Source organism: Geovibrio sp. ADMFC3 (assembly GCF_054687035.1).
The window spans coordinates 1,532,389-1,554,822 of the sequence record NZ_BAAFZG010000002.1 but is presented as its reverse complement, the minus strand read 5'-3'; the positions used below and the strand labels follow the sequence as shown (position 1 = coordinate 1,554,822).

General features: G+C 46.8%; 23 protein-coding genes. 20 read left to right on the top strand and 3 right to left on the bottom strand.

The features are described from left to right. Positions 1–220 precede the first annotated feature (220 nt). From ACYRYY_RS07800 to ACYRYY_RS07790, 3 genes are read left to right on the top strand one after another with little or no spacing between them, the layout of a single operon-like run. The gene (locus ACYRYY_RS07800) at positions 221–2,416 is read left to right on the top strand and encodes a TonB-dependent receptor plug domain-containing protein (RefSeq protein ID WP_460215044.1); all 2,196 of its coding nucleotides are present in this window, start codon (positions 221–223) and stop codon (positions 2,414–2,416) included. Continuing rightward, positions 2,404–3,168: a class I SAM-dependent methyltransferase gene (locus tag ACYRYY_RS07795; RefSeq protein WP_460215043.1), complete on the top strand. Its 765-nt coding sequence runs from the start codon at positions 2,404–2,406 to the stop codon at positions 3,166–3,168. Before ACYRYY_RS07800 ends, ACYRYY_RS07795 begins: the two co-directional genes overlap by 13 nt. Continuing rightward, positions 3,156–4,214, top strand: a complete 1,059-nt coding sequence (locus tag ACYRYY_RS07790; protein WP_460215042.1) for an iron ABC transporter substrate-binding protein — start codon at positions 3,156–3,158, stop codon at positions 4,212–4,214. The genes ACYRYY_RS07795 and ACYRYY_RS07790 overlap by 13 nt, the downstream gene beginning before the upstream one ends. A gap of 79 nt (positions 4,215–4,293) precedes the next feature. Here ACYRYY_RS07790 and rpsR read toward each other — a convergent pair whose 3' ends face one another. Genes rpsR through rpsF form a run of 3 tightly spaced genes read right to left on the bottom strand, consistent with a single transcriptional unit; the run spans position 4,294 to position 5,437 of the window. Next, entirely contained in the window at positions 4,294–4,524 is a 231-nt protein-coding gene (gene rpsR / locus ACYRYY_RS07785) for a 30S ribosomal protein S18 (protein WP_460215041.1), read from the bottom strand. A 28-nt stretch (positions 4,525–4,552) separates the two neighbouring features. Next, positions 4,553–4,963, bottom strand: coding sequence for a single-stranded DNA-binding protein (locus ACYRYY_RS07780; protein ID WP_460215040.1), 411 nt, complete (start codon positions 4,961–4,963; stop codon positions 4,553–4,555). A gap of 33 nt (positions 4,964–4,996) precedes the next feature. Next, positions 4,997–5,437, bottom strand: a complete 441-nt coding sequence (gene rpsF / locus ACYRYY_RS07775) for a 30S ribosomal protein S6 (protein WP_460215039.1) — start codon at positions 5,435–5,437, stop codon at positions 4,997–4,999. A 215-nt stretch (positions 5,438–5,652) separates the two neighbouring features. Between rpsF and ACYRYY_RS07770 the strand changes: the two genes are divergently transcribed. The 17 genes from ACYRYY_RS07770 to ACYRYY_RS07690 all read left to right on the top strand — a co-directional run bounded on the left by ACYRYY_RS07770 (position 5,653) and on the right by ACYRYY_RS07690 (position 22,241). Further along, complete coding sequence (locus ACYRYY_RS07770) at positions 5,653–6,384, top strand: dienelactone hydrolase family protein (protein ID WP_460215038.1); 732 nt, start codon at positions 5,653–5,655, stop codon at positions 6,382–6,384. Between the two features lie 6 nt (positions 6,385–6,390). Further along, positions 6,391–7,314, top strand: coding sequence for an RluA family pseudouridine synthase (locus ACYRYY_RS07765; RefSeq protein ID WP_460215037.1), 924 nt, complete (start codon positions 6,391–6,393; stop codon positions 7,312–7,314). Between the two features lie 204 nt (positions 7,315–7,518). Further along, entirely contained in the window at positions 7,519–7,812 is a 294-nt protein-coding gene (locus ACYRYY_RS07760; RefSeq protein ID WP_460216471.1) for an NADH-quinone oxidoreductase subunit A, read from the top strand. Next, positions 7,803–8,279 (top strand): NuoB/complex I 20 kDa subunit family protein, encoded by a 477-nt coding sequence (locus ACYRYY_RS07755; protein ID WP_460215036.1) that lies wholly within the window; start codon positions 7,803–7,805, stop codon positions 8,277–8,279. The genes ACYRYY_RS07760 and ACYRYY_RS07755 overlap by 10 nt, the downstream gene beginning before the upstream one ends. A 9-nt stretch (positions 8,280–8,288) precedes the next feature. Continuing rightward, a complete protein-coding gene (locus tag ACYRYY_RS07750) occupies positions 8,289–8,786 on the top strand; it encodes an NADH-quinone oxidoreductase subunit C (RefSeq protein ID WP_460215035.1) in 498 nt (165 codons plus the stop codon). A gap of 25 nt (positions 8,787–8,811) precedes the next feature. After that, positions 8,812–9,990 carry an NADH dehydrogenase (quinone) subunit D gene (nuoD, locus tag ACYRYY_RS07745; protein WP_460216469.1) on the top strand — a complete coding sequence of 393 codons (1,179 nt, stop codon included), beginning with the start codon at positions 8,812–8,814 and terminating at the stop codon, positions 9,988–9,990. A gap of 11 nt (positions 9,991–10,001) precedes the next feature. Next, the gene (gene nuoE, locus ACYRYY_RS07740; RefSeq protein WP_460215034.1) at positions 10,002–10,526 is read left to right on the top strand and encodes an NADH-quinone oxidoreductase subunit NuoE; all 525 of its coding nucleotides are present in this window, start codon (positions 10,002–10,004) and stop codon (positions 10,524–10,526) included. Between the two features lie 9 nt (positions 10,527–10,535). Continuing rightward, on the top strand, positions 10,536–12,326 hold the full coding sequence (gene nuoF / locus ACYRYY_RS07735) for an NADH-quinone oxidoreductase subunit NuoF (protein WP_460215033.1): 1,791 nt from the start codon (positions 10,536–10,538) through the stop codon (positions 12,324–12,326). Positions 12,327–12,343: 17 nt separating this feature from the next. Next, entirely contained in the window at positions 12,344–14,587 is a 2,244-nt protein-coding gene (locus ACYRYY_RS07730) for a molybdopterin-dependent oxidoreductase (RefSeq protein ID WP_460215032.1), read from the top strand. Between the two features lie 29 nt (positions 14,588–14,616). Continuing rightward, positions 14,617–15,600: an NADH-quinone oxidoreductase subunit NuoH gene (gene nuoH, locus ACYRYY_RS07725; protein ID WP_460215031.1), complete on the top strand. Its 984-nt coding sequence runs from the start codon at positions 14,617–14,619 to the stop codon at positions 15,598–15,600. Positions 15,601–15,609: 9 nt separating this feature from the next. After that, entirely contained in the window at positions 15,610–16,077 is a 468-nt protein-coding gene (gene nuoI / locus ACYRYY_RS07720; protein WP_460215030.1) for an NADH-quinone oxidoreductase subunit NuoI, read from the top strand. After that, a complete protein-coding gene (locus tag ACYRYY_RS07715) occupies positions 16,077–16,577 on the top strand; it encodes an NADH-quinone oxidoreductase subunit J (protein WP_460216468.1) in 501 nt (166 codons plus the stop codon). The genes nuoI and ACYRYY_RS07715 overlap by 1 nt, the downstream gene beginning before the upstream one ends. Positions 16,578–16,586: 9 nt before the next feature. Then, positions 16,587–16,892, top strand: coding sequence for an NADH-quinone oxidoreductase subunit NuoK (nuoK, locus tag ACYRYY_RS07710; RefSeq protein WP_206617486.1), 306 nt, complete (start codon positions 16,587–16,589; stop codon positions 16,890–16,892). A gap of 9 nt (positions 16,893–16,901) precedes the next feature. After that, positions 16,902–18,815, top strand: a complete 1,914-nt coding sequence (gene nuoL / locus ACYRYY_RS07705; protein WP_460215029.1) for an NADH-quinone oxidoreductase subunit L — start codon at positions 16,902–16,904, stop codon at positions 18,813–18,815. A gap of 14 nt (positions 18,816–18,829) precedes the next feature. Beyond that, on the top strand, positions 18,830–20,329 hold the full coding sequence (locus tag ACYRYY_RS07700; RefSeq protein ID WP_460215028.1) for an NADH-quinone oxidoreductase subunit M: 1,500 nt from the start codon (positions 18,830–18,832) through the stop codon (positions 20,327–20,329). A gap of 8 nt (positions 20,330–20,337) precedes the next feature. Beyond that, positions 20,338–21,768 carry an NADH-quinone oxidoreductase subunit N gene (locus tag ACYRYY_RS07695; protein ID WP_460215027.1) on the top strand — a complete coding sequence of 477 codons (1,431 nt, stop codon included), beginning with the start codon at positions 20,338–20,340 and terminating at the stop codon, positions 21,766–21,768. Positions 21,769–21,779: 11 nt separating this feature from the next. After that, positions 21,780–22,241, top strand: a complete 462-nt coding sequence (locus ACYRYY_RS07690) for a rubrerythrin (protein ID WP_460215026.1) — start codon at positions 21,780–21,782, stop codon at positions 22,239–22,241. Positions 22,242–22,434 lie beyond the last annotated feature (193 nt).

Sequence of the window (22,434 nt, the reverse complement as noted above, 5' to 3'; positions counted from 1 at the left end):
ATTAATGCTCTTTATGTTTATTATTGTCCGCTTAATGTTAGCCGTAAAAATGTTTAATGTCCATTAAATGATCCTTTTTGTTAATCTGTCTGGATAATTCGATGTAACACGAAATATATATAATGTGTTACTAGATGTTGACATGGGAGTCAGCCTAGTGTTATGACTTCCGTAAATTGTGTTATCAGTGAAATTGCAGTAACACATCACGGAGGTTGTTTTGAAACGGTTTATTCTGGGAGTGAGTGTATTTGCATTCTGCGTCTGTTCCGCTGCTGCGGATGATAATCTTATGACTACGACTATTTATCTGGAGGAAGTGTCAGTCACCGCTGCATCTGCAGGGGAAGAGAATCTTAATATCACCGAAAAAGAAGTTGCGGAAAAGAACAGGAGCGGAAACATAGCAGACTTTCTGGTAAAAGACCCTGAAATTTCCTTTAAACGCAAAGCAGTTTTCGGGGACAGCGGGGATATTATCTCCATCAGAGGCATGGAGAGCAAGAGGATCATGCTTAACCTTGACGGAAGAAGCATAAGCTCCACCGGGAATGTCGGCGGAAATTATATAGATTTCGGAACTATCCCCCTTGATAACATAGAAAAGCTTGAGATAATTAAAGGCGGCAGTTCCGCAGAATACGGTAACAATGCTCTGGGCGGGGTTATCAATGCCTACACCAAACGCCCTGCTAAGGAGGCTTCCGCTTCAATATACGCCACAATGGGCGGATGGGACAATGCGGACGACTACCACAACATACGGGGCAGTTTCGCAAAGAGATTCGGCAATCTCGGCATAAGCCTTGGTGCGAGCCATCAGGAAGCGGACGCCTATCTGCGTAATAACGACTATGAATCCCTCCACATCAACCCTAAGTTTTACCTTACTCTGCCATGGAAGGGTGAACTGATACTCGGCTACAAGTACAGTAAAACAGAGAGAGGGCTCATACGCTCCAACAGAGCAGACGGAAACCCCACATCAGACAGTGATTCTTCGCTTCCGGGGTTTGATACGGCAATTGACAGTGATTACCCCACCGCAAGCGGTGAATATTTCGCAGGGGGAACGCCCACTCCGTCTATGAATGTCATAGGCGACGGTGCGTACTGGGACAAAATAAGGCATATGCTTGATATAACTTATATCCAGCCGCTGAGTGATAATGTCTACATAGAGGCTATGGCATATAAAAACTACGAAGACCGTTACGAAAAAAACTATGCCGATGTTGCCGCAAGGGTTCAGGTGCAGAAAAGTCCCATGGACACCTTTGATCCGTCTCTCACATCAGACGGTGATCTGGTTCTGGACAGAAAAATTGAGGTGGACAGAAGCTACGGTTACAAGTTTAAAGCCGTTGCCGATTACGATAAGCATACAGTGACAGCAGGGGCAGAAGTCAAAGCTCTGAGATCCGGCGGAATCGATGTGCGTTATGTTGATACAAACTACAACAAACACGGCTCAAACGGATGGACCGGAACAGCACAGGGAAGCAGCGGCTCAGAAGCGGATGTTCAGGGATTCTTCATATCCGACAGCTACAGGGTGACAGATAAACTCTCAGCAGATTTCGGCATCCGTTATGACAGATACGAAGCTGAAAGCGGAGAGAAAAGCTATGAAGACGGGAAAGCGACCCCCAAGGCAGGTCTGACATATGCAGTGACTCCATATGACAGAATATCTGTATATGTTTACCAGAACTACAGAACACCGACTCTGCCGGAACTCTGGTGGAACTCGCAGTCAAGCTCTGACGACGGCACTGTGAACGTTCCTTACCTTATAGGTAAAAAAATTAAACCTGAAACAGCTACAGGGTTGGACATTGCTTACAGGCACTCATTCAGCGGCAAAGGCTTTGCCCGCCTTTCAGGCTTTTATTATGATATAGAAGACTATATACTCCACAAGGCAGTGTACGTAAACCGCCCCCAGAGTTATCAGGCATGGGCGGCATACAATACGGATGCAGTGTTCTACGGGGTGACCTTTGACGGTGCATACGACATGACCCGCTCATTAAATGTGCGTTTCAGCAGCACCTATCAGCAGACGGAAAAGAAGAGCGACCCCGCAGACCCTGACGGTGTGCTGGAGGAAGTGGATTACATTCCCGATGTTAAGGGAAGCGCCGGTATAAGCTGGAACATCACAAAGAAACTTTCTCTGGATGCGGGGCTTAACTATACAGGCAAGCGCTTTTACACTGTCAACACGGCATCTCTGGACAAAGGAGAGCTGGGGAGCTACACCACTGTTGATGCGAGTCTCCAATATAAACTCGATGAGCATACGGTACTTGAAATATACGGTGAGAACCTCACGGACAAGGAATATGAAGAGACATGGGGATACCCCGCCATGGGTCTCAATATGGGAGCAAGCATTAAATGGACTTTGTAAAAACAAGAGAACAGCAGGAAACATTCTGGAACAATAAAGCGCAGACTTTTCCCCGTTATGAGGAGAAGGAAGATAACTACGAAGCAGGCATGCTGGACATTGCCAGAAAGCACGGCGTTGTTTTTAAGGATGCGGATATTCTTGATATAGGCTGCGGAAGCGGGATGTATACCATACGTCTTGCCAAAGAGGCAAAGCACGTTACGGCAACTGATATCTCAAAGGAGATGCTCCGCATACTGAAAGAGGATTCATCTAAGCTTGGTCTGGAGAATATTGACACTTATCTGGGTGACTGGATGGAGTTTGAATCGGACAAAAAGTTTGATGTGATATTCTGCTCCATGACCCCCGCTGTTCAGTCTGAAGAGGCAAGGGCGAAGGTTATGGAACATGCAAAAGGCTGGGTTGTGTACATGGGCTTTGCCGGCAGAATGGAATCTAACATGGTAGCAGGTCTTTATAAGCATTACGGTATAACTCCGAAGAAGTTTCATGATGCTCCGGTTATGCGTGAGTGGCTTGAAAAAAGAGGTATTGATTATAAATCCTATCCTGTAGACGGTGAATGGGTTGTGCCCAGAACATACGATGAGGCTGTTTCAAACTGCCGTGATATGCTTTTTATGTATGATATAAAGCCGGATGATGAGATTCTTGCGGCGAACATCAAGCCGTGTCTGGATACTGAAAGCGGAAAGTATATCGAACGAACCCAATACAGCATAGAGATGATTATATGGCACGCCTGATACTCTGCCTCTGCATTCTTCTAGTTTCTTTCCCCGCATGGGCAAAGACCGTTACAGATGTTTTCGGGCGGGCTGTGGAAGTGCCGGATAAGGTTGAGAGGGTAATCGGTATAGGGAGCAGTCTGTCGTTTGTGACATATCTTGGAGCGCAGGAGATGATCGCAGGCGTTGAGGATATGGACAAGATGGCTGATTCCACCAAGCCGTATATCAGAGCCAACCTTGAACATGTCAAAAACCTTCCTGTTATCGGTAAGGGCGGCGCTGTGAGGATGCCGAACTATGAGAGGATTATAAGCCTCAAACCGGATGTGGTTTTTATAATATCCACAGACAGAGGAGAGCCGGAGCTTGTGCAGCGGAAGCTTAATATTCCCGTTGTTGCTGTCAGCTACGGCATGCCTAATTTTGATGAGGAGACATTCATCCGCTCCATTAAGCTCACAGGGGATATTCTTAACAGACAGCAGAGAGCGCAGGAACTCACCGATTATATTAAAGGAATACCCGCAAAGCTGAACTATAAACCCGCAGAAAAAAATAAAGCCTATGTGGGCGGCATCTCCTACAGAGGCAATCAGGGAATAAACAGCACAGCGGCGGATTTTCTGCCGATGAAGCTCGCCGGAATAAATAATGTTACTGACGGGGAACGGAAAAACGGACAGTTTTTCGTGAACAGAGAATATCTTCTGCTGAAAAATCCTGAGATTATATTTATTGACGGAAACGGGCTGGGCATAATCGCTGATGATGTGCGGAAAAACCCGCAGTTTTATGCAAGGCTCAAGGCGTTCAAAAACGGAAGAGCATATCTTCTGCCGCCTCATACGTCTTATTTCGTGAACCCTGAAATGCTTTATGTTAATGCTTTTCTCATGGCAAAATCCGCCTATCCTGACAAATACGGCGATATTGACCCCGCAGGGATAATCGACGAAATACTCACCATGTTTAACGGCGCAGGAATGTACGCTTATCTGAAGGAAACCACCGGAGGTTACGGTGTTCTTGAAATCACTCCCGAAGGTTTAAAAATCAAATAAAAAAAGGGAGTCCTTAAAAAGGACTCCCTAATCTATTTTATTGTTTACCGTAACCTGTTAATTCCGGTACAGCCTATGATTATCTGTCAAGGCTGAAGGGAAGAAGGATGATCGTACGTGCGGTTTTAACAGCAGAAGCAAGGGCTCTCTGGTGTCTGGCGCATGTGCCTGTCAGCCTTCTGGGCATTATTTTTCCTCTTTCGGTTACGAAACCTCTGAGGAGTTTAGCGTCTTTGTAGTCTATATCGATTTTTTCCGCGCAGAATCTGCACACTTTCTTTTTCTGAAATTTTCTTCTTATAACAGCCATTTATATAGTCCTCCGTTTGAGTCAGCGGTTAAAACGGAATGTCGTCTTCGCTGAAATCGTCGCTGCTGCCGCCTGAAGAGAATCCGCCGTCACTGCCTGATGAATAGTCCCCGCCCTTGTCTCTTCTTGATGAGACGAGCTGGATATTTTCGGCGATCACTTCATGCTTGCTGCGTTTCTGTCCTTCCTGCTCCCATACATTCTGAGAGAGGCGTCCTTCCACCAGCACAGGGCTTCCTTTAGTGAGGTACTCCCCACAGATTTCGCCGAGTTTTCCAAAAGCTACAATGTCGATGAACATTGTTTCTTCCTTGTCTTTCTGTCTGCGGTTAACGGCAAGACCGAACTTTGCCACTGCGAGATCCCTTCCGGGAACATATCTTACTTCGGGGTTGCGGGTACAGTTACCCAGCAAAACTACCTTGTTAAAAAAGCCCATGGTAAATTCCTTATCCGGTGGATATTTATATTGTTATTCCTCAGTTGCTTCCGCTTCGGGTTCGCCTGCGGAGTCATCACCGTCTTCAAAAGGAGCTTTGTCCTCTCTGGGTTTTCTGGGGTTGACTTTCTTGCCCTTTCTGTCAGGTCTGGGTGCGGGGTCTTTTCTGGGTTTCAGTTTGAATTTCTTTTCGTCAATTTTAACGATGCAGAATCTGAGAACGTCTTCGCTGTAGCGGTAGCGTTTTTCAAGCTCTTCGTTGTAGTTGCCGTCAGCTTTGTACTGAATGAGGAAGTAGTAACCTTCACGGTAGTCTTCCACTTCGTAGGCGAATGTAAGTTTGCCCCAGGGCTCAACTTTGACAATTTCGCCGCCGTTCTGCTCAATGTTTCCCTTGAAAAACTCAAGGTTTGTGTCAATCTCTTCCTGCGTGAGGTCGGGACGGACGATGAAAATAGTTTCGTAAGTAACCAATTTGTCCTCCTTTTGGTTAAAGCCGCAGATTCATCAGCTCTGCAGCAAGGCAGTTGATCTTTTTATCAATACATATGGCATAAGTCAACCGAAAAGATCCGTTTAAATATGTATAGTTTTTTCATGGCATGTTCACACAGTCCGTCCGATATTTAATTGTACCACCTGATGTCGCAGGGTATCATGATGTTAATAAAGCCTTGGAGGAGGTCTCTATGAGAAAGTGCGCACTGATTATGATAATGATTCTGATGACAGTTTATGTCTATGCCGGTGAAAGTGTTGATTACAGCGCTGACGGCAAAATATATGAAGGATACTACTCCTCTGTTTCCGGAAAAGCGCCTCTGGTTCTGATAATTCATGACTGGGATGGGCTGACGGATTATGAAATCAAAAGGGTCGAAATGCTTAACAAATTAGGCTATTCTGCTTTTGCTGCGGACATGTTCGGCAAGGGTGTCCGCCCTGTGGAGCTTGAAGATAAAAAAAGGCTCACCGGCGAACTCTATGCAGACAGAGCAAAGATGAGGATGATTACACAGGCAGCGTTTGACAAAGCAAAAGCTCTGGGTGCGAACACGGCTAATGCCGTGATGATAGGTTATTGCTTCGGGGGTACTGTCACCCTTGAATATGCACGAAGCGGCGCTCCTCTCAAATCGTTCATCTCTTTCCACGGCGGACTCGATACCCCGAAGGGGCAGAATTATTCCGGAACCGCAGGAGAGGTGGTTATCTTCCACGGAACAGCCGATGCAGCAGTCAGTATGAATGATTTTGCAAAGCTTGCCGTTGAGCTTGAAAGTGCAGGCGTTAAACATGAAATGCACACTTACAGCGGCGCACCCCATGCTTTTACTGTTTTCGGTTCTCCCAGTTATAGAAAGGATGCCGATGAAAAATCATGGGCAAGATTCACAGAATATCTGAAAGAGGTTTTTTAAGGTTTAATGCGCTTTACAGATGACATTGCAGAAGTAGTAGAGTTTACGGCTGAGGAGGCGGGGACACGGCTTGATGTCCTCCTCGCCTCTGTCTCCGGCAGAAGCAGAAGCTTTGCCGCAGAGGTTATTGAGGAGGGGCTGGTTGAGGTCAACGGGCGTATCCCTGCTAAATCCCTTAAAGTCAAGAAGGGGGATCTCATACGTATGGAGATCCCAGTTGAGGAAGTCCCCAGCCTTGAACCTCAGCCGGTTGATTTTGATGTTATATATGAGGATGAGAACATGATAGTGGTGAACAAACCCGCCGGGGTAACGGTTCACCCTGCTCCCGGGTCGCCGGACGGAACTCTGGTGAACGGACTTCTCTACCGCTATAAGATAGAGGACTATAACGACTTCCGCCCGGGCATAGTCCACAGGCTTGACAGGGACACCTCAGGGCTGATTCTCGTTGCGAGAAACAGAGATGCCAGAGAGAAGCTTTCATCTCTTTTTCTGAACCGCACCGTGGACAAACGCTATCTCGCTTTCTGTTGGGGGACTCCGCAGTTTGATACAATGGTTGTTGACGAACCCATCGGCAGACACCCCGCAGACCGCAAAAAGATGGCTGTCAGAGAGGACGGGCGTTCTGCAAAAAGCAAATTTATCGTAAAAGAACGTTATAAAAATGCCTTTCTTGCAGAGGTCCATATATACACAGGACGCACCCATCAGATACGTGTTCATGCAGCTCATATTGGACATCCGATACTTGACGATTCCCTCTATGGCGGAAAACATAACAGGGGTTACAAAATTGAAAGGCAGGCTTTACACTCGTGGAAACTGACTTTTAAAAGCCCTTTTGTTCAAAAAGAATGTGATTTTTGCGCTCCTATACCTCATGAAATGGAGCTTCTGAGAGAGAGGCTCCTGATACTGAAATAGTATAGGGAAAACCTATACTCTCTATTGGTTTACGCTACCCCGAAAACGCCAATTCCTTTGATCTGTAAAACGATGTTTCTTGTTGACAGTGGTGATACGGTATGATAGACATTGCATACTGTATACAAAATACAGAGGTGTGGTATGAATGAGTATTTGCCAGTCGCAATCCTTATGCTGATTGCAGGCGCAATAGGCGCCATCATGATGTTTGTGGGCGGTCTTATACGTCCGAAAAAGTACGACAAGGTCAAAAGCTCCGTGTACGAGTGCGGTATGCCGGAGTTTTCGGACGCCAGAAAAAGGTACAATGTCAGGTTCTATATAGTCGCCCTGCTTTTTGTTCTCTTCGATGTGGAAATAGTGTTTCTTTATCCGTGGGCAGTGGCTTTCGGAGATATCGGGCTGTACGGACTCGTGGCTATGTTCCTCTTCCTGATAATCCTTGTCATCGGCTTCCTGTATGAGTGGAAGAAAGGAGCATTGGAATGGGTGTAATCACAAACAAACTGCCTGATAACGTTATCACCACCACGGTTGACAGTGTTATCAACTGGGGCAGAAAATCTTCTATCTGGCCTGTTACATTCGGTCTTGCCTGTTGCGCTATTGAAATGATGGCGACAGGGGCCGCAAAACACGACCTTGACAGGCTCGGAATAATTTTCCGTGCCACACCTCGTCAGGCGGATCTTATGATCGTAGCAGGAACAGTTACAAGAAAAATGGCTCCCATCGTACGCAAGGTCTGGGATCAGATGCCCGAACCAAAATGGTGTATAGCAATGGGAAGCTGCGCTACAAGCGGCGGTATATACGATACCTACTCCACCGTTCAGGGGGTTGATGAAATCCTTCCGGTGGATTTTTACGTTCCCGGCTGTCCTCCCCGTCCTGAAGCTCTTCTGGATGCCATAGTTGCACTTCAGAAGAAAATCATGACTGAAAAAGTGACAAGGAAATAGGGGGCGGCGATGAATTTCAGCGAATTAACCACACAGCTTGAACAGCTTTTTCCCGGCAAGCTGAACTGTTACACTCAGTTCGGCTGTAACTTTATCAGGATTAAGGATGAAGCTGTATATAAAGAACTCCACCGCACATTGAAAGAGAAATTCTCCTTCAAATACATGGTGGATGTCGTGGCTACCCACTGGCCTAAAAAAACAGACAAATTTGAAGTCACAAACAACCTTTTTTCAATTGAAAACAAACTCAGGGTGTTTGTAAAGCTTTCAAGACCCGATCATGTCTTCCCCACTATAACTGATATATGGAAGGGAGCTAACTTCATGGAAAGAGAAGAGTATGACCTTATGGGAATAGTTTTTGAAGGTCACCCGGACCTCAGAAGAGTTCTTCTCCCCGACTTCTTTGAAGGACACCCGCTCAGGAAAGACTTCCCCCTTAAAGAGAGGAAGTGGTTCAACAAAACTGACGAGCAGAATCTCGGTATCAAGTTCACCAAATAAGGGGTTGGAGACGGTTATGCAGAACATGAACAATAACGTAGCCGAAATAGTTACGGTCAACATGGGACCTCAGCACCCCAGTACACACGGGGTTTTGAGACTTGTTGTCGATCTTGACGGCGAAACAATAGTAAACGTAACTCCTGATGTGGGTTACCTTCACAGAGGAACTGAAAAGCTTGCGGAAAACAGGACTTATCATCAGTTTATACCTCTTACGGACAGGCTTGACTACCTTTCGCCTTTGTCCAACAATCTTGCCTACTGCCTTGCTGTAGAAAAGTTCTTCGGTGTTAAAATACCCGAAAGAGCGGACTACATGAGAGTTATCTATGCTGAACTTGCCCGTGTTGCAAGCCACCTTGTGTGGATCGCTACCCACGCTCTTGACATAGGCGCAATGACAGTTTTCCTCTACGCCTTCCGTGAAAGGGAGCGCGTTCTTGATATGTTCGAGTGCGCCACAGGTCAGAGGATGACCAGCTCATGGATCAGGATCGGCGGCGTACGTGCTGATGCTCCCGAAGAGTTCTTCAAGCTTGCCAAAGACTTTGTTGATGAGTTTGACGGATTCGTTGATCTTTACGAAAACCTCCTGACCAATAACAGAATCTGGAAAATGAGAACCATAGGCATCGGTATGCTCAATGCTGACGATGCTCAGGATTACGGTACAAGCGGTCCCCTCATGAGAGGTGCAGGTATCGACTTCGACCTCAGACGTGACGAACCGTACTGCTGTTATGACAAATTCCAGTTTGAAATACCCACACAGTCCGAAGGGGATACATACGCACGTTATAAAGTAAGAATGAAAGAGCTTCGTGAAGCGAATAAAATCGTTGCTCAGGCCCTTGAAAATCTCCCTGAAGGACCCATTATGACTGACGACCCCAGAGTGGCTATGCCAGCTCATGAGGACGTTTATGAGAGAATGGAATCATTGATCAGAAGATTCTATCTGATCTCAAAAGGATTTCGCCCTCCCAAAGGCGAAACATATCAGGGTATTGAAGCGCCCAAAGGCGAGCTTGGGTTCTACATCGTCAGTGAAGGCGAAGAAAGACCCTACAGACTTAAAATACGCGCTCCTTCCTACGTTAACCTCGGCGTTCTTAACCACATGGCTCAGGGACACATGCTTGCTGACCTTGTTGCCATCATCGGTACGAACGACGTTGTTCTCGGCGAGATAGACAGGTAAGGGGGCTTATTATGGCGGAAGTTAAAGCGGTTGTCGAAGAGGTACAGGAAAGAACCCCTGAGGAACTTGACTGGACTAAGTGCGACGCTATCTGCGCTCAGTACGCTGGGGCAAAAGGCGCCACTATCCCTGTTCTCCAGAAGGTTCAGGATGCCTACGGCTACCTTTATAAAGAACTTGTGGAGAGAGTGGGTGAAAACCTCAATATCTCATCACACACCCTCTACGGCGTAATTACATTTTACGCACAGTTTTATACCAAACCCAGAGGCAAATACGTTATCAGGGTTTGCAGGGGTACGGCATGCCACGTTAAAGGTTCCGGAAGGATCTCAGAGGTTGTTTTTGAGGAATTCGGAATCAGAAACGGTGAGACGGATCCGGACAAAATCTTCACTCTTGAGGAAGTTTCCTGTATCGGAGCCTGCGGAATGGCGCCCGTTATTATGGTGAACGATAAAACTCACGGTAACCTTACACCCGAGGAATCCAGAAATATATTCAGGGATTATGCCTCCGGTAAGATGGATGAGTAGGGACAGGCTATGAGCGAGTATAAAGTCGAACAGATAGAAGTACACGTATGTATGGGAACCGCGGGAGTAGCCTCCGGCGGTGAAGCCGTTATGGCTGCCCTTAACAGCGAGTTTGAAAAACGCGGCCTGACAAACACCGATGTCAAAGAGCGCAACTGCAAGGCTAAACAGACCGGATGCAGGGGGCTCTGCGCCAGAGATGTTCTTATTGACGTGTATGTACCCGGCAAGGGACCTATCACTTATGAACATGTTACTGCGGAAATGGTTCCCACAATTATTGAGGAACACATTGTTGGCGGTGAGGTTGTCACTAAATGGGCAGCAAAAAAAGACTATTTTGAATTTTATGATAAACAGAAGCGTTATGTTCTCAATGACTGCGGAAAAGTTGATCCGGACAGCCTTGAGGATTACATAGCCCACGGCGGCTATGATGCTCTGAAGAAGACCCTTAAAATGACCTCCGAAGAGGTTATTGATGAGGTCAAAAAATCAGGTCTCAGAGGCAGAGGGGGCGGCGGTTTCCCCACTGGTCTTAAATGGACTTTCTGCCGTAATTCTCCGGGAGATCTCAAATATCTTATCTGTAATGCAGATGAGGGTGACCCCGGCGCATTCATGGACAGGTCAATCATCGAGGGTAACCCCCACGCTGTTATAGAAGGCATGCTTATCGCAGCTTACGCAATAGGCTGCAAAGAAGGCTATATCTATTGCCGTGCGGAATATCCCCTTGCAATAAAAAGGGTTAAAAAAGCCCTTGTAGACGCCGAAAAAGCAGGCTACCTCGGCGATAACGTTCTCGGAAGCGGCTTTGAGTTCCATCTCAAGCTGAAAGAGGGAGCGGGCGCTTTCGTCTGCGGTGAGGAAACAGCTCTCATAGCCTCAATTGAAGGCGAAAGAGGGATGCCCAGATCCAGACCCCCATTCCCCGCTGTAAAAGGTCTCTGGCAGAAGCCTTCAAACGTTAACAACGTTGAAACATTTGCCAACCTTCCGGTTATTATCCTTAACGGGGCTGACTGGTATGCTAACATCGGAACTGAAAAGTCCAAGGGAACCAAAATCTTCGCCCTTTCAGGCAAGGTTAAGTCCACAGGTCTTATTGAAGTTCCCATGGGTATTACTGTTAGTGAGCTTATTTTTGAAGTCGGCGGCGGTATACCCAAGAAAAGAAAATTCAAAGCCGTTCAGCTCGGCGGTCCCTCCGGCGGCTGTCTTACTGAAGCGCACCTTGATACAAAAATTGACTACGACTCACTCATTGCGGCAGGAGCCATGATGGGTTCCGGAGGCGTAGTTGTTCTTGATGAAACAAACTGTATGGTGAACGTGGCTCAGTTCTTCCTTACTTTCACACAGAGGGAGTCATGCGGAAAATGCATACCCTGCCGTGTGGGAACAAAAACCATGCTTGATATCCTCGACAGGATAACAGCAGGTAAAGGAAAGGAAGGAGATATAGAGAGGCTTGAGGCTCTTGCGAACGATATCAAGATCTCTTCTCTCTGTGGTCTGGGGCAGACAGCTCCGAACCCGATCCTTACCACCATCAGGTACTTCAGGGATGAGTACGAGGCGCACATCTATAAGCAGAAATGTCCGGCAAGGGAATGTCCCGAACTCATTGAGTTCGTTGTTGTGGATGAAAGATGCAAAAAATGCGGTATCTGCAAGAAGGTCTGCCCTGTTGACGCAATCACATGGGAGAAGGGACAGTATGCGTACATTGATAAAGCAAAGTGCGTTAAGTGCCGTGAGTGCATAGTGAACTGTCCGTTCAACTCAATAGATTAAGGGATAAGGATATGCAGATGGTAACCTTGAAAATAGACGGAATACAGGTTGAGGTCCCGAAGGATTACACAATCCTTCAGGCGGCGGAAAAGGCAGGGGTTCACATACCCGTTCTCTGCCATGATGCCCGTCTGAATCCTTTCGGAGCGTGCAGAGTATGCCTTATTGAGGCTGTGGGCAACCCCAGGCTTATGACAGCGTGTACTACTCCCGTTGCTCCCGATATGGATATCCTCACCAATACTGAAAAGCTCCAGAGGATCAGAAAAACAGTAATTGAGCTTCTGCTTGTGAACCACCCCCTTGAGTGCCCTGTGTGCGATAAGGGCGGTGAATGTACTCTTCAGGATCTCACTTACGAAGTAGGGCTGACCAAAGTCCGCTTTGAAGCAACTCCCGCCGATACACCGGTTGACCACACAAACCCCTTTATTGAAAGGGATATTGACAGATGCGTACTCTGCGGACGCTGCGTAAGGATCTGTGATGAGGTGGTGAACATACAGGCGATAAGCTTCATCAACCGCGGCATGGAAACGATGATCGGAACCGCTTTTGATCAGCCATGGAACTGCGAATTCTGCGGACAGTGTATCAGCGTATGCCCCGTGGGTTCTCTCAACAACAGAGTATATCTCTTCAAAAACAGACCGTGGAATCTTGAAAAAACAGATTCAATATGCGGTCTTTGCGGCTGCGGCTGCTACATAGAGCTTGAAACAGAAGGCAACGAACTTTACAGAATGGGTGAAGTGCCCGACAAAGGCGCCAACCACGGCAACCTCTGCGCTAAGGGCAGATTCGGCTTTGAATTTGTAAACAGCGTAAAGAGGGAGACATCCGCCAAGATTAAAGCTGCCGGCGAAGCTGCTGAGGCTGACTTTGAACAGGCTGTTGTTACAGTTGCAGAGAAAGTGAAAAGCATAAAAGCACAGCACGGTGCTGATTCCGTTGCGGTTCTTGTCTCACCGAGGCTCACAAACGAGGAAGCGTTCCTTGCGAACAAGCTTGCCAAAGATGTGCTAGGCACTGCCGGAATGTATGCGGTTGAACCCCACAGCTCATTCCCCGATGCCACATATGCTGACATCGAAACCAGTGACGCTGTTGCCGTTCTCAACCTTGATGTAACAGAAGCAAACCCGATACTCGGTCTTGCAGTAAGAGCTGCGGCAAGAAAAAATGAAGCTGCTCTTTATGTCTTCTATCCTTCTGAAACAGCTCTTAAGAGACTTGTGACAAAACAATTCACCGGAAATCCCGATGAAGTTTACGCAAGCATGACAAGGCTGGTTGAAGCTCAGGGCGAAGAGGCTTCGGTTCTTGAGGTTCTTAAAAAAGCCGAAAAACCTGTTGTAGTTTACAATCCATACAATCAGGCGGATCTCTGGTTCGTATCAGAACTGAAAAAACAGATTCCCGCACTTAAAGTAACCGCAGCAAGAGCCAAGGCGAACTCACAGGGTGTCCTCGATATGGGCGCTCTGGATGCGGCAAAGCTTAAAGAAGGAATACAGAACAAAACAATAAAAGCTCTCATATGTCTGGGTGAAAACCCTTCCGTGAGGACTGGCTGGGCGGATCTTTCACTGGATTCACTTGAGCTTCTCGCAGTTACAGACCCGTTCATGAGTGAAACCGCAAAGAAAGCCACCGTTTATATCCCTGTAGCAACATATGCAGAGAAAGACGGCAGCTTTACTAACCTTGAAGGAAGAGTTCAGTCAGTCAATAAGGCACTCTGCAAAGGTCTTAAAACCGATGCGGAAGTTATCGCTGCTCTGGCTGAAAAACTCGGCAAGGCGCTTCCCTCATGCTCATGTGAAATCAGAGAGCTTATCCGCAAAGAGGTTTCTCTTTACAAGGATGTCGATTTTGACGGCGGTCTTGTAAGCTATGCGGATGCGGTAACAGGCGAATTTGCAAAACCTGCGAAAGCGGCTGCGGGAGAGGGTAAATACTTCCTCTACCCCTCATCACTCAGACTCCATTCCGGCTCGTATACAAGATGGTCTCCTGACCTTGCCAAGGTTTACGGCGAGGCTAAGCTTGAGATTTCTCCGGCAGATGCCGAAGAACTCGGACTTGAGGACGGCTCATCTGTAAGTGTGAGTGCGGCGGGGATCACTAAGACTTTCAAAACTCATGTGGAAAAACACATGACGAAAGGCTGCGTGGCACTGCCTGAAGACTATGCCGGCACGGCGGAAATCTTCGGAAAAGGCAGATACCATAAAGTGTCTCTGGGTAAAAAAGGTTGAAAGACATTAAAGATATATGAGGTAGAGGAATGTTGCTCCCTATAGTTTTCACAATAATCAAGATACTGATCATTGTAACTGTAATCCTCCTCGCGGTGGCATACATGACATATGCCGAGCGTAAGGTTATAGGTGCAATGCAGGTACGTCTGGGACCGACTCATACCGGACCTTACGGTCTTCTCCAGCCCATCGCAGATGCGGTGAAGCTGATTGCAAAGGAAGATCTTACACCCGATATGGTCGACAGACCGGTGTTCATCATAGCTCCCTTGCTTACGATGGTTCCGGCTCTGGCGGGATTTGCCGTAATACCCTTCGCCGATAATTTCACAATGTTCGGCATGGAGATAAAGCCCTATATAACGGACCTTAACATCGGTCTTCTTTATGTTCTGGCTATATCCTCCGTCGGTACTTACGGTGTTATTATGTCAGGCTGGGCTTCAAATTCAAAGTACGCCCTTCTTGGAAGTTTGCGTTCATCAGCACAGGTATTGAGCTACGAAACGGCTATGGGACTTGCCCTTGTCGCTCCTGTTCTTCTGGCTGGTTCGCTTTCTCTCAGGGAAATCACACTCGCTCAGACGGGTATGTGGTTCGTTGTTCCGCAGATAGTCGCTTTCGTGGTTTACGTTATAGCAGCTGTCGCCGAAACAAACAGGGCTCCCTTTGACCTTGCGGAAGCAGAAACAGAAATCGTTGCGGGTTTCCATGTGGAATACTCTTCAATGAAATTTGCTCTGTTCTTCCTTGGGGAATACGCAAATATGTACCTTGTTTCCACAATCGCCACGGTTATGTTCCTTGGCGGATGGAACGGACCTTTCCTGCCTCCGCTGGTATGGTTCGTAATCAAGGTTCTGTTCATAATGTTTATCTTCCTCTGGCTTAGGGCGACTCTCCCCAGACTCCGCTTTGACCAGCTTATGAGCCTCGGCTGGAAGGTACTTATACCTATTGCGCTTGCGAATCTTATGATAACCGCAATCGTAGTACACATTGTCAGGTAGGGGTGAGGCATGAAAAATATATTCGATACTCTGCTCTTGACTGAAATTTTTCAGGGTCTGGGAATTACTCTGAAACATTTGTTCAAAAAGAAAATTACGTACAAGTACCCCTACGAGGATACTCCTATTTTCCCCAGATTCAGGGGGGTACAGTACATTAAAACCCATGAAAACGGCGCTACAAAATGTGTTGGCTGCTACCTCTGTCAGAAAGTATGCCCTTCCGAGTGCATACACATAGTGACAGACTGCGGACCTAACGGTGAAAGGCTTATCCGTAAATACGAAATAGACCTTTCCCGCTGCATTTACTGCGGTTACTGCGAAGAGGCATGTCCGGTTGATGCTGTTCACATGGGACGTGATTATCACACAACAGACTCCACAAGAGATAATTATGTGATAAACATGAAAACTCTTTCAGAAAACTACAAAAAGGAACTGGCAAACGCACAGGCTAAAGGAGAGCAGTTATGATGGCGCAGGTTGCATTTTACATTCTTGCGGTTTTGGCGGTGGTTTCGGCTCTCGGTGTCATTACCCGTGAGAATCCGGTTCACTCGGCGCTCTGGATGCTTCTTACTTTTTTCAGCGTCGCCGGAATCTTTGTTCAGCTTGGTGCTGAATTTGTTGCGGCGATTCAGGTTCTCGTATACGCAGGGGCTATTCTGGTTCTGTACCTTTTCGTGGTTATGCTTCTTAACCCCCGTGCGGGCGGTTTTATAAGAATGCCTGCCAAATACATAATCGGATCGGCTGTTTCGATTGTGGTCTTCTTCCAGATAGCAATAACCGTATGGAGTTCAGGTATCTTCAAAAACGGTACAATCGGACCGCTCCCCTACGCCGAAGGCATGAACAACGTAAGAGCATACGGAAACGTATTGTTCACTAAATATCTGGTACCCTTTGAAATCGCTTCCCTTCTTCTTCTTGTTGCGATGATCGGTGCCATCGTAATAGCAAGAAAGGACTAGGAGGGGATTATGGAATTGACGCTGGCTCATTACCTTATACTCAGCGCGGTTATATTCGCCCTTGGGATGACCGGGGTGCTGATAAGGAAAAACCTCATCGTTATGTTTATGTCGCTGGAGCTTATGCTTAATGCGGTGAACATCAACCTTGCGGCATTTTCCAACTATCTGCAGGATATGACCGGACAGATTTTCATAGTCTTCGTCATGGCGGTTGCCGCTGCGGAGGCCGCAGTGGGACTCGCGCTCATTATCAGTCTGTTCAGAAATAAACAGACTATTAATGCCGAAGAACTTAATATTATGAGAGGATAGGGGTAGGATATGCATTTGGAGGTCTTGATACTTCTCGGGCCGTTGGTTGCTTTTCTTATCAACGGTCTGTTCGGAAGGCTCTACATCAAAAATAACGCACATTTTGTTGCGATTGCGGGTGTCGGTCTTTCATGGATTGTGTCTATCATCACTTTTTTCAGGGTGATGGGCGGACACAGTGTGGATGCCACCCTATATAACTGGGTTGCCGCGGGCAAGTTCAATATTCCCTTCGGAATACTTGTGGACCCGCTTACCGCAATAATGCTTATAGTAGTTACAACTGTCAGTACGATGGTTCACATCTACTCAATGGGATATATGCACGATGACGAAGGTTATTGGAGATTCTTCACTTATCTTTCAATATTCACCTTCTCAATGCTCATACTTGTTATGGGGAACAACTTCCTCATGCTTTTCGTGGGCTGGGAGCTTGTGGGTCTTTCATCATACCTGCTTATCGGCTTCTGGTTCTATAAGAAGAGTGCCGCTGACGCATGTAAGAAAGCATTCGTAATGAACAGGATCGGAGACTTCGGTTTCTATATAGGTCTGCTGCTTGTTATCGTAACCTTTCAGGGTCTTAACTATAGCGATGCTTTCCAGTATGAGGCTATTCAGGCAATCAAAGCCAACACATATACAGTGTTCGGCATGCAGTTCAGCCTGATTGACCTTATGACGCTTGGTCTCTTCTGCGGTGCTATGGGTAAATCAGCCCAGTTCCCGCTTCACACATGGCTTCCCGACGCTATGGAAGGTCCCACACCCGTTTCGGCTCTTATCCACGCCGCTACGATGGTTACAGCAGGGGTCTACATGGTTGCACGCTGCAATGCTCTGTTCTCCGAAGCACACATCACCAGCATGGTTGTTGTGTATGTAGGTATGTTCACTGCGTTCCTCGGAGCCACTATAGGTCTTACACAGTATGACCTTAAAAGAATACTTGCTTACTCAACAGTTTCACAGCTTGGCTACATGATTATGGCTACAGGTGTGGGTGCTTATGTTGCGGGTATTTTCCACCTGTTCACACACGCATTCTTCAAAGGTCTTCTCTTCCTTTGCTCCGGTTCAGTTATGCACGCTATGCACAACGACCTTGACGTAAGAAAGATGGGCGGGCTTAAAAAGAAGATGCCTATTACATACTGGACATACCTTGTGGGCTGTATTGCCATTGCAGGTATTCCTCCCCTTGCGGGCTTCTGGTCTAAGGATGAAATCCTTGCCATGACCTTCGCAAACGGTCACATGTTCCCCTGGTTCGTGGCGACAGTTGTTGCGGGCATGACAGCTTTCTATATGTTCCGCTCCTTCTTCCTTGTGTTTGAAGGAACACCCAGAAACCAGCATATGCACGACCATGCGCACGAATCTCCCGCTACGATGACCGGTCCCCTTGTATTCCTTGCCATTCTTTCAGTTCTGGCGGGTGCAGTGTTCGGTTATCCCCTTGAAAACGGCTTTATACACCATTTCCTCGGGCCGGTTCTTACTCCTGAAGGAGCGCATCCTCACCATCTTGAGCATTCAACCGCTCTTATGCTGATGATACTCTCCATAGTGGTTGCAGCTGCGGGTATATTCATAAGCTGGCTTTACTACATCAAAGTACCTTCGCTTCCGGGCAAAACAGTCAAGGCTTTCAAACCTGTCCACACGTTTTTCTACAACAAGTGGTTCTTTGATGAGCTTTATGACGCTCTTATCGTTTTCCCCATAGTGACTATTTCCAGATTCCTCTGGAGAGGCTTTGATGTAAACGTAATAGACTTCACCGTAAACGCATTCGGCAAAGTGCCCATGTTCATCGGCGGAGTGGCAAGACACCTTCAGACAGGACGCATGCAGACATACATCTTCACGATGGTTGTCGGCGTGATTGTACTGTTCACAATATTCTACACGGTATAAGGGGGAGTTAAGAGATGATGGAAAACATCCTTTCAATACTGATTTTCTTCCCGCTGGTTGCTGCTTTTGTTATTTTCCTGTTCTTCAGGGGCGGAAAAACAACAATGTGGGCGGCCTTCATCGCTACTATTATTGAGTTCATCCTCACTATACCGCTGATGACCTCATTTGATAAGACAACAGCTGCAATGCAGTTTGTTGAAAAGGCTGACTGGATCCCTGCACTGGGTATTCAGTATTATGTAGGGGTTGACGGAATATCTATACTCATGATTTTCCTTACTACCCTCCTTACGGCGATTGCGGTTCTTGGTTCGTTCACTTACATCCAGAAGCGTCAGAGAGAGTTCTACCTCGCTCTGCTTGTACTGGAAACTGGAATGGTCGGCGTATTTCTCGCCCTTGACTTTTTCCTCTTCTACATCTTCTGGGAAGCAATGCTGATACCTATGTACCTGATAATCGGTGTATGGGGCGGTAAAAGAAGAATATACGCTGCGGTTAAGTTTTTCCTTTACACCCTTGCAGGTTCAGTTCTGATGATGCTTGCGATTATTGCCCTGTTCTTCAAACACGGCGAAGTCACCGGGATTTACACATTCGATATAATGGCTATCACTGCTCAGGCTGTAAAATACACAACCGGCTTCCAGACCATTATATTCCTTGCGTTCTTCCTCGGGTTTGCAATCAAGGTTCCCATGTTCCCTCTTCATACATGGCTTCCTGATGCACACGTTGAAGCCCCCACTGCAGGGTCTGTTATACTTGCGGGTGTACTGCTTAAGATGGGTACTTACGGCTTTCTGAGATTCTGCCTTCCCATCACTCCGGCAGCTTCCATAAGCTTCATGCCTTTCGTGGCTATCCTTTCAGTAATAGCGATAGTTTACGGAGCATTGGTTGCTATGGTGCAGAGTGATATTAAGAAACTTGTTGCCTACTCGTCAGTAAGTCACATGGGTTTTGTTACTCTCGGTATCTACGCTGTTAATCAGGCAGGTATTGAAGGCGGCATTCTCCAGATGTTTAACCACGGTATAATCACAGGAGCGCTGTTCCTTCTTATCGGCGCAATATATGAAAGAACCCACACCAGGGAAATATCCGAATACGGCGGTATCGCTGCAAGCGTGCCACTGTTTGCGACTATATTCCTTATATTCACAATGGGTTCTATCGGTCTTCCCGGAATGGGAGCATTCATAGGCGAGTTCCTTGTTCTTGTGGGTGCATTTGAGGCATTCAGCGATTATGCGATAATCGCCGCCAGCGGTGTTATCTTCGCTGCTGTTTACATGCTCTGGATGTACCAGAGAGTGCTTTATGAAGGTCTCAACAACCGCTGGGAAAAACTTAAGGACATGAACCTCAGAGAGATAATATACATTACGCCTCTCCTGATAATAGTGTTCTGGGTGGGTGTATATCCCGAAACTTTCACATCCTATATGCACGAGAGCGTGAAAAACCTTGTTGAACAGGTTTTCACTGCCGGCGTGGCGATGAAATAAGGAGGCTGATGATGACACCACAGTTATTTAACGACATCATCACTGTTTACCCCGAAATTCTGATGACGATATTCGCTCTTGTGCTTATCGTTATAGATGTTGTAGCGGGTGATAAGATGAAGGCGAGCGTGGGTTACTTCGGCATAGCTTTCGTTGCCCTTGTAGCGCTGCTCAGCCCGGCGGGACCTTTTATAGGTTTCAACAACATGCTTATATGGGACAACTTCAGCTATGTATTTTTTCTCATATTCGCTATGGCTTACACGCTGACAACCCTCGGTTCAATAGATTATCTCAGAGATAAAAACATGCTGAAAGGCGAGATCTACATAGTTATGTTCTTCAGCCTCATCGGTATGATGTTTATGGTAAGTGCAAACGACCTCACCATCTTCTATGTGGGTCTTGAGACAATGGCGATTTCAATGTATGTTCTCGCCGGCTTTAACAAGCATTGCCTCAAATCCAACGAAGCGGGCGTTAAATACTTTCTCATGGGCGCATTCTCTTCAGGTCTTTTCCTGTACGGGCTTACGTTCATCTACGGACTTACAGGAAGCCTTACATATACCGACATAGCCGCTGCCATTCAGGGCAACACCGGCTCACTTGGTATTAAGTTCGGTCTTCTGCTTATGCTTGTTGGATTTGCGTTCAAAATATCCGCAGTTCCTTTCCATATGTGGGCTCCGGATGTTTACACAGGCTCACCCACTCCCATAGCAGGGTTTATGACTGTTGCTCCCAAAGCGGCTGCCTTCGGCGCTCTTATCCGCTTTACATGGGTTGCAATAGCTCCTGCTTCCGAACAGTGGACGCTTTTCTTCACAATTCTTGCCGTTCTCACTATGACATACGGCAACCTTGTGGCGCTTGCTCAGGATAATGTTAAGAGGATGCTTGCCTACTCAGCCATAGCTCATGCGGGCTACATGCTGATAGGTCTTGTGACCATGACACCCGAAGGGTTCAGAGCAATCACAATTTACATGCTTATATACAGCTTCATGAATATTGGCGCTTTCACAATAATCGGTCTCCTTAAAAACAAGGGCATGATCGATGATGAAAGAATAGAGAGCTTTGCTGGACTTTCCAAAAAGAATCCTCTGGCTTCACTTGCCATGCTTCTTTTCATGTTCTCTCTTGCGGGCATTCCCCCGCTTGCGGGATTTGTAGGCAAGTTCTATATTTTTATAGCTGCTATCAAGGCTGAAATATACTGGCTTGCTATCGTAGGCGTGCTTAACAGTGCCCTTGCGTGCTACTACTACATGAGAGTTACAATATTCATGTACTTTAAAGAGCCGGAATACGAAACAGAACTTACGCTCAAAGCTCCCAGCTTCGTTGCTACTTTTATAGCGGCAGTGCTTGTGGTTCTTGTTGGTTTCTTTCCCTCTTTCTTCGTAAACCTTGTAAGTTCGCTTACAGTATAACGGGGTAAAAAATGGATGTATCTGTAAGACAGGCTCTTGAAGAAGCTAAGGAAAAAAAGGCGCTCTCCTATGAGTTTTATGAGAAGCTGCTTAATGTGGTGAGCGACTTAAGCACAAAGGAACTTATAAAAGACCTTATGGAGCAGAAGAAAAAGCACACCGAGATCATTGAGCAGGCTCTTGCCACCGGTTCTCTTGAGAACCTTGGGCTTGATGTGAGCTGCCGCTGGAAGGGGCTTGGGATAGGACAAGGTGTAAAACCCGAAGTCGTTACAGGCGAACTTACAGTGCAGGATGTGCTTCTGATAGCTATCAGATACGAAGACAACTCTGTGAAATACTATGAAGATCTGGCTGAAAAGTTCAAAGGAACGCCCGCAGGGGATGTTTTCTTTAAGCTTGCAAGCGATGAGGCATGCCATAGAAATGATGTTCAGCGCATGTACGATGACATAGTAAATCTTGAGAATTAAATAAGGCGGCAGTATTGTTGTCTTTATATCCGGCGGGGGCTTATGCTCCCGCCTTTTTCGTTATTAATAGTGTTAATCTGCACATCCTGTCAGATTAACACACACGCTCGCGCCGAACTTCGTTCGTCTCCGCTACGCACGGCGCAACTCCATCCTTGGAGTTGTATTTGACAATAACATGCCCATCTGTACA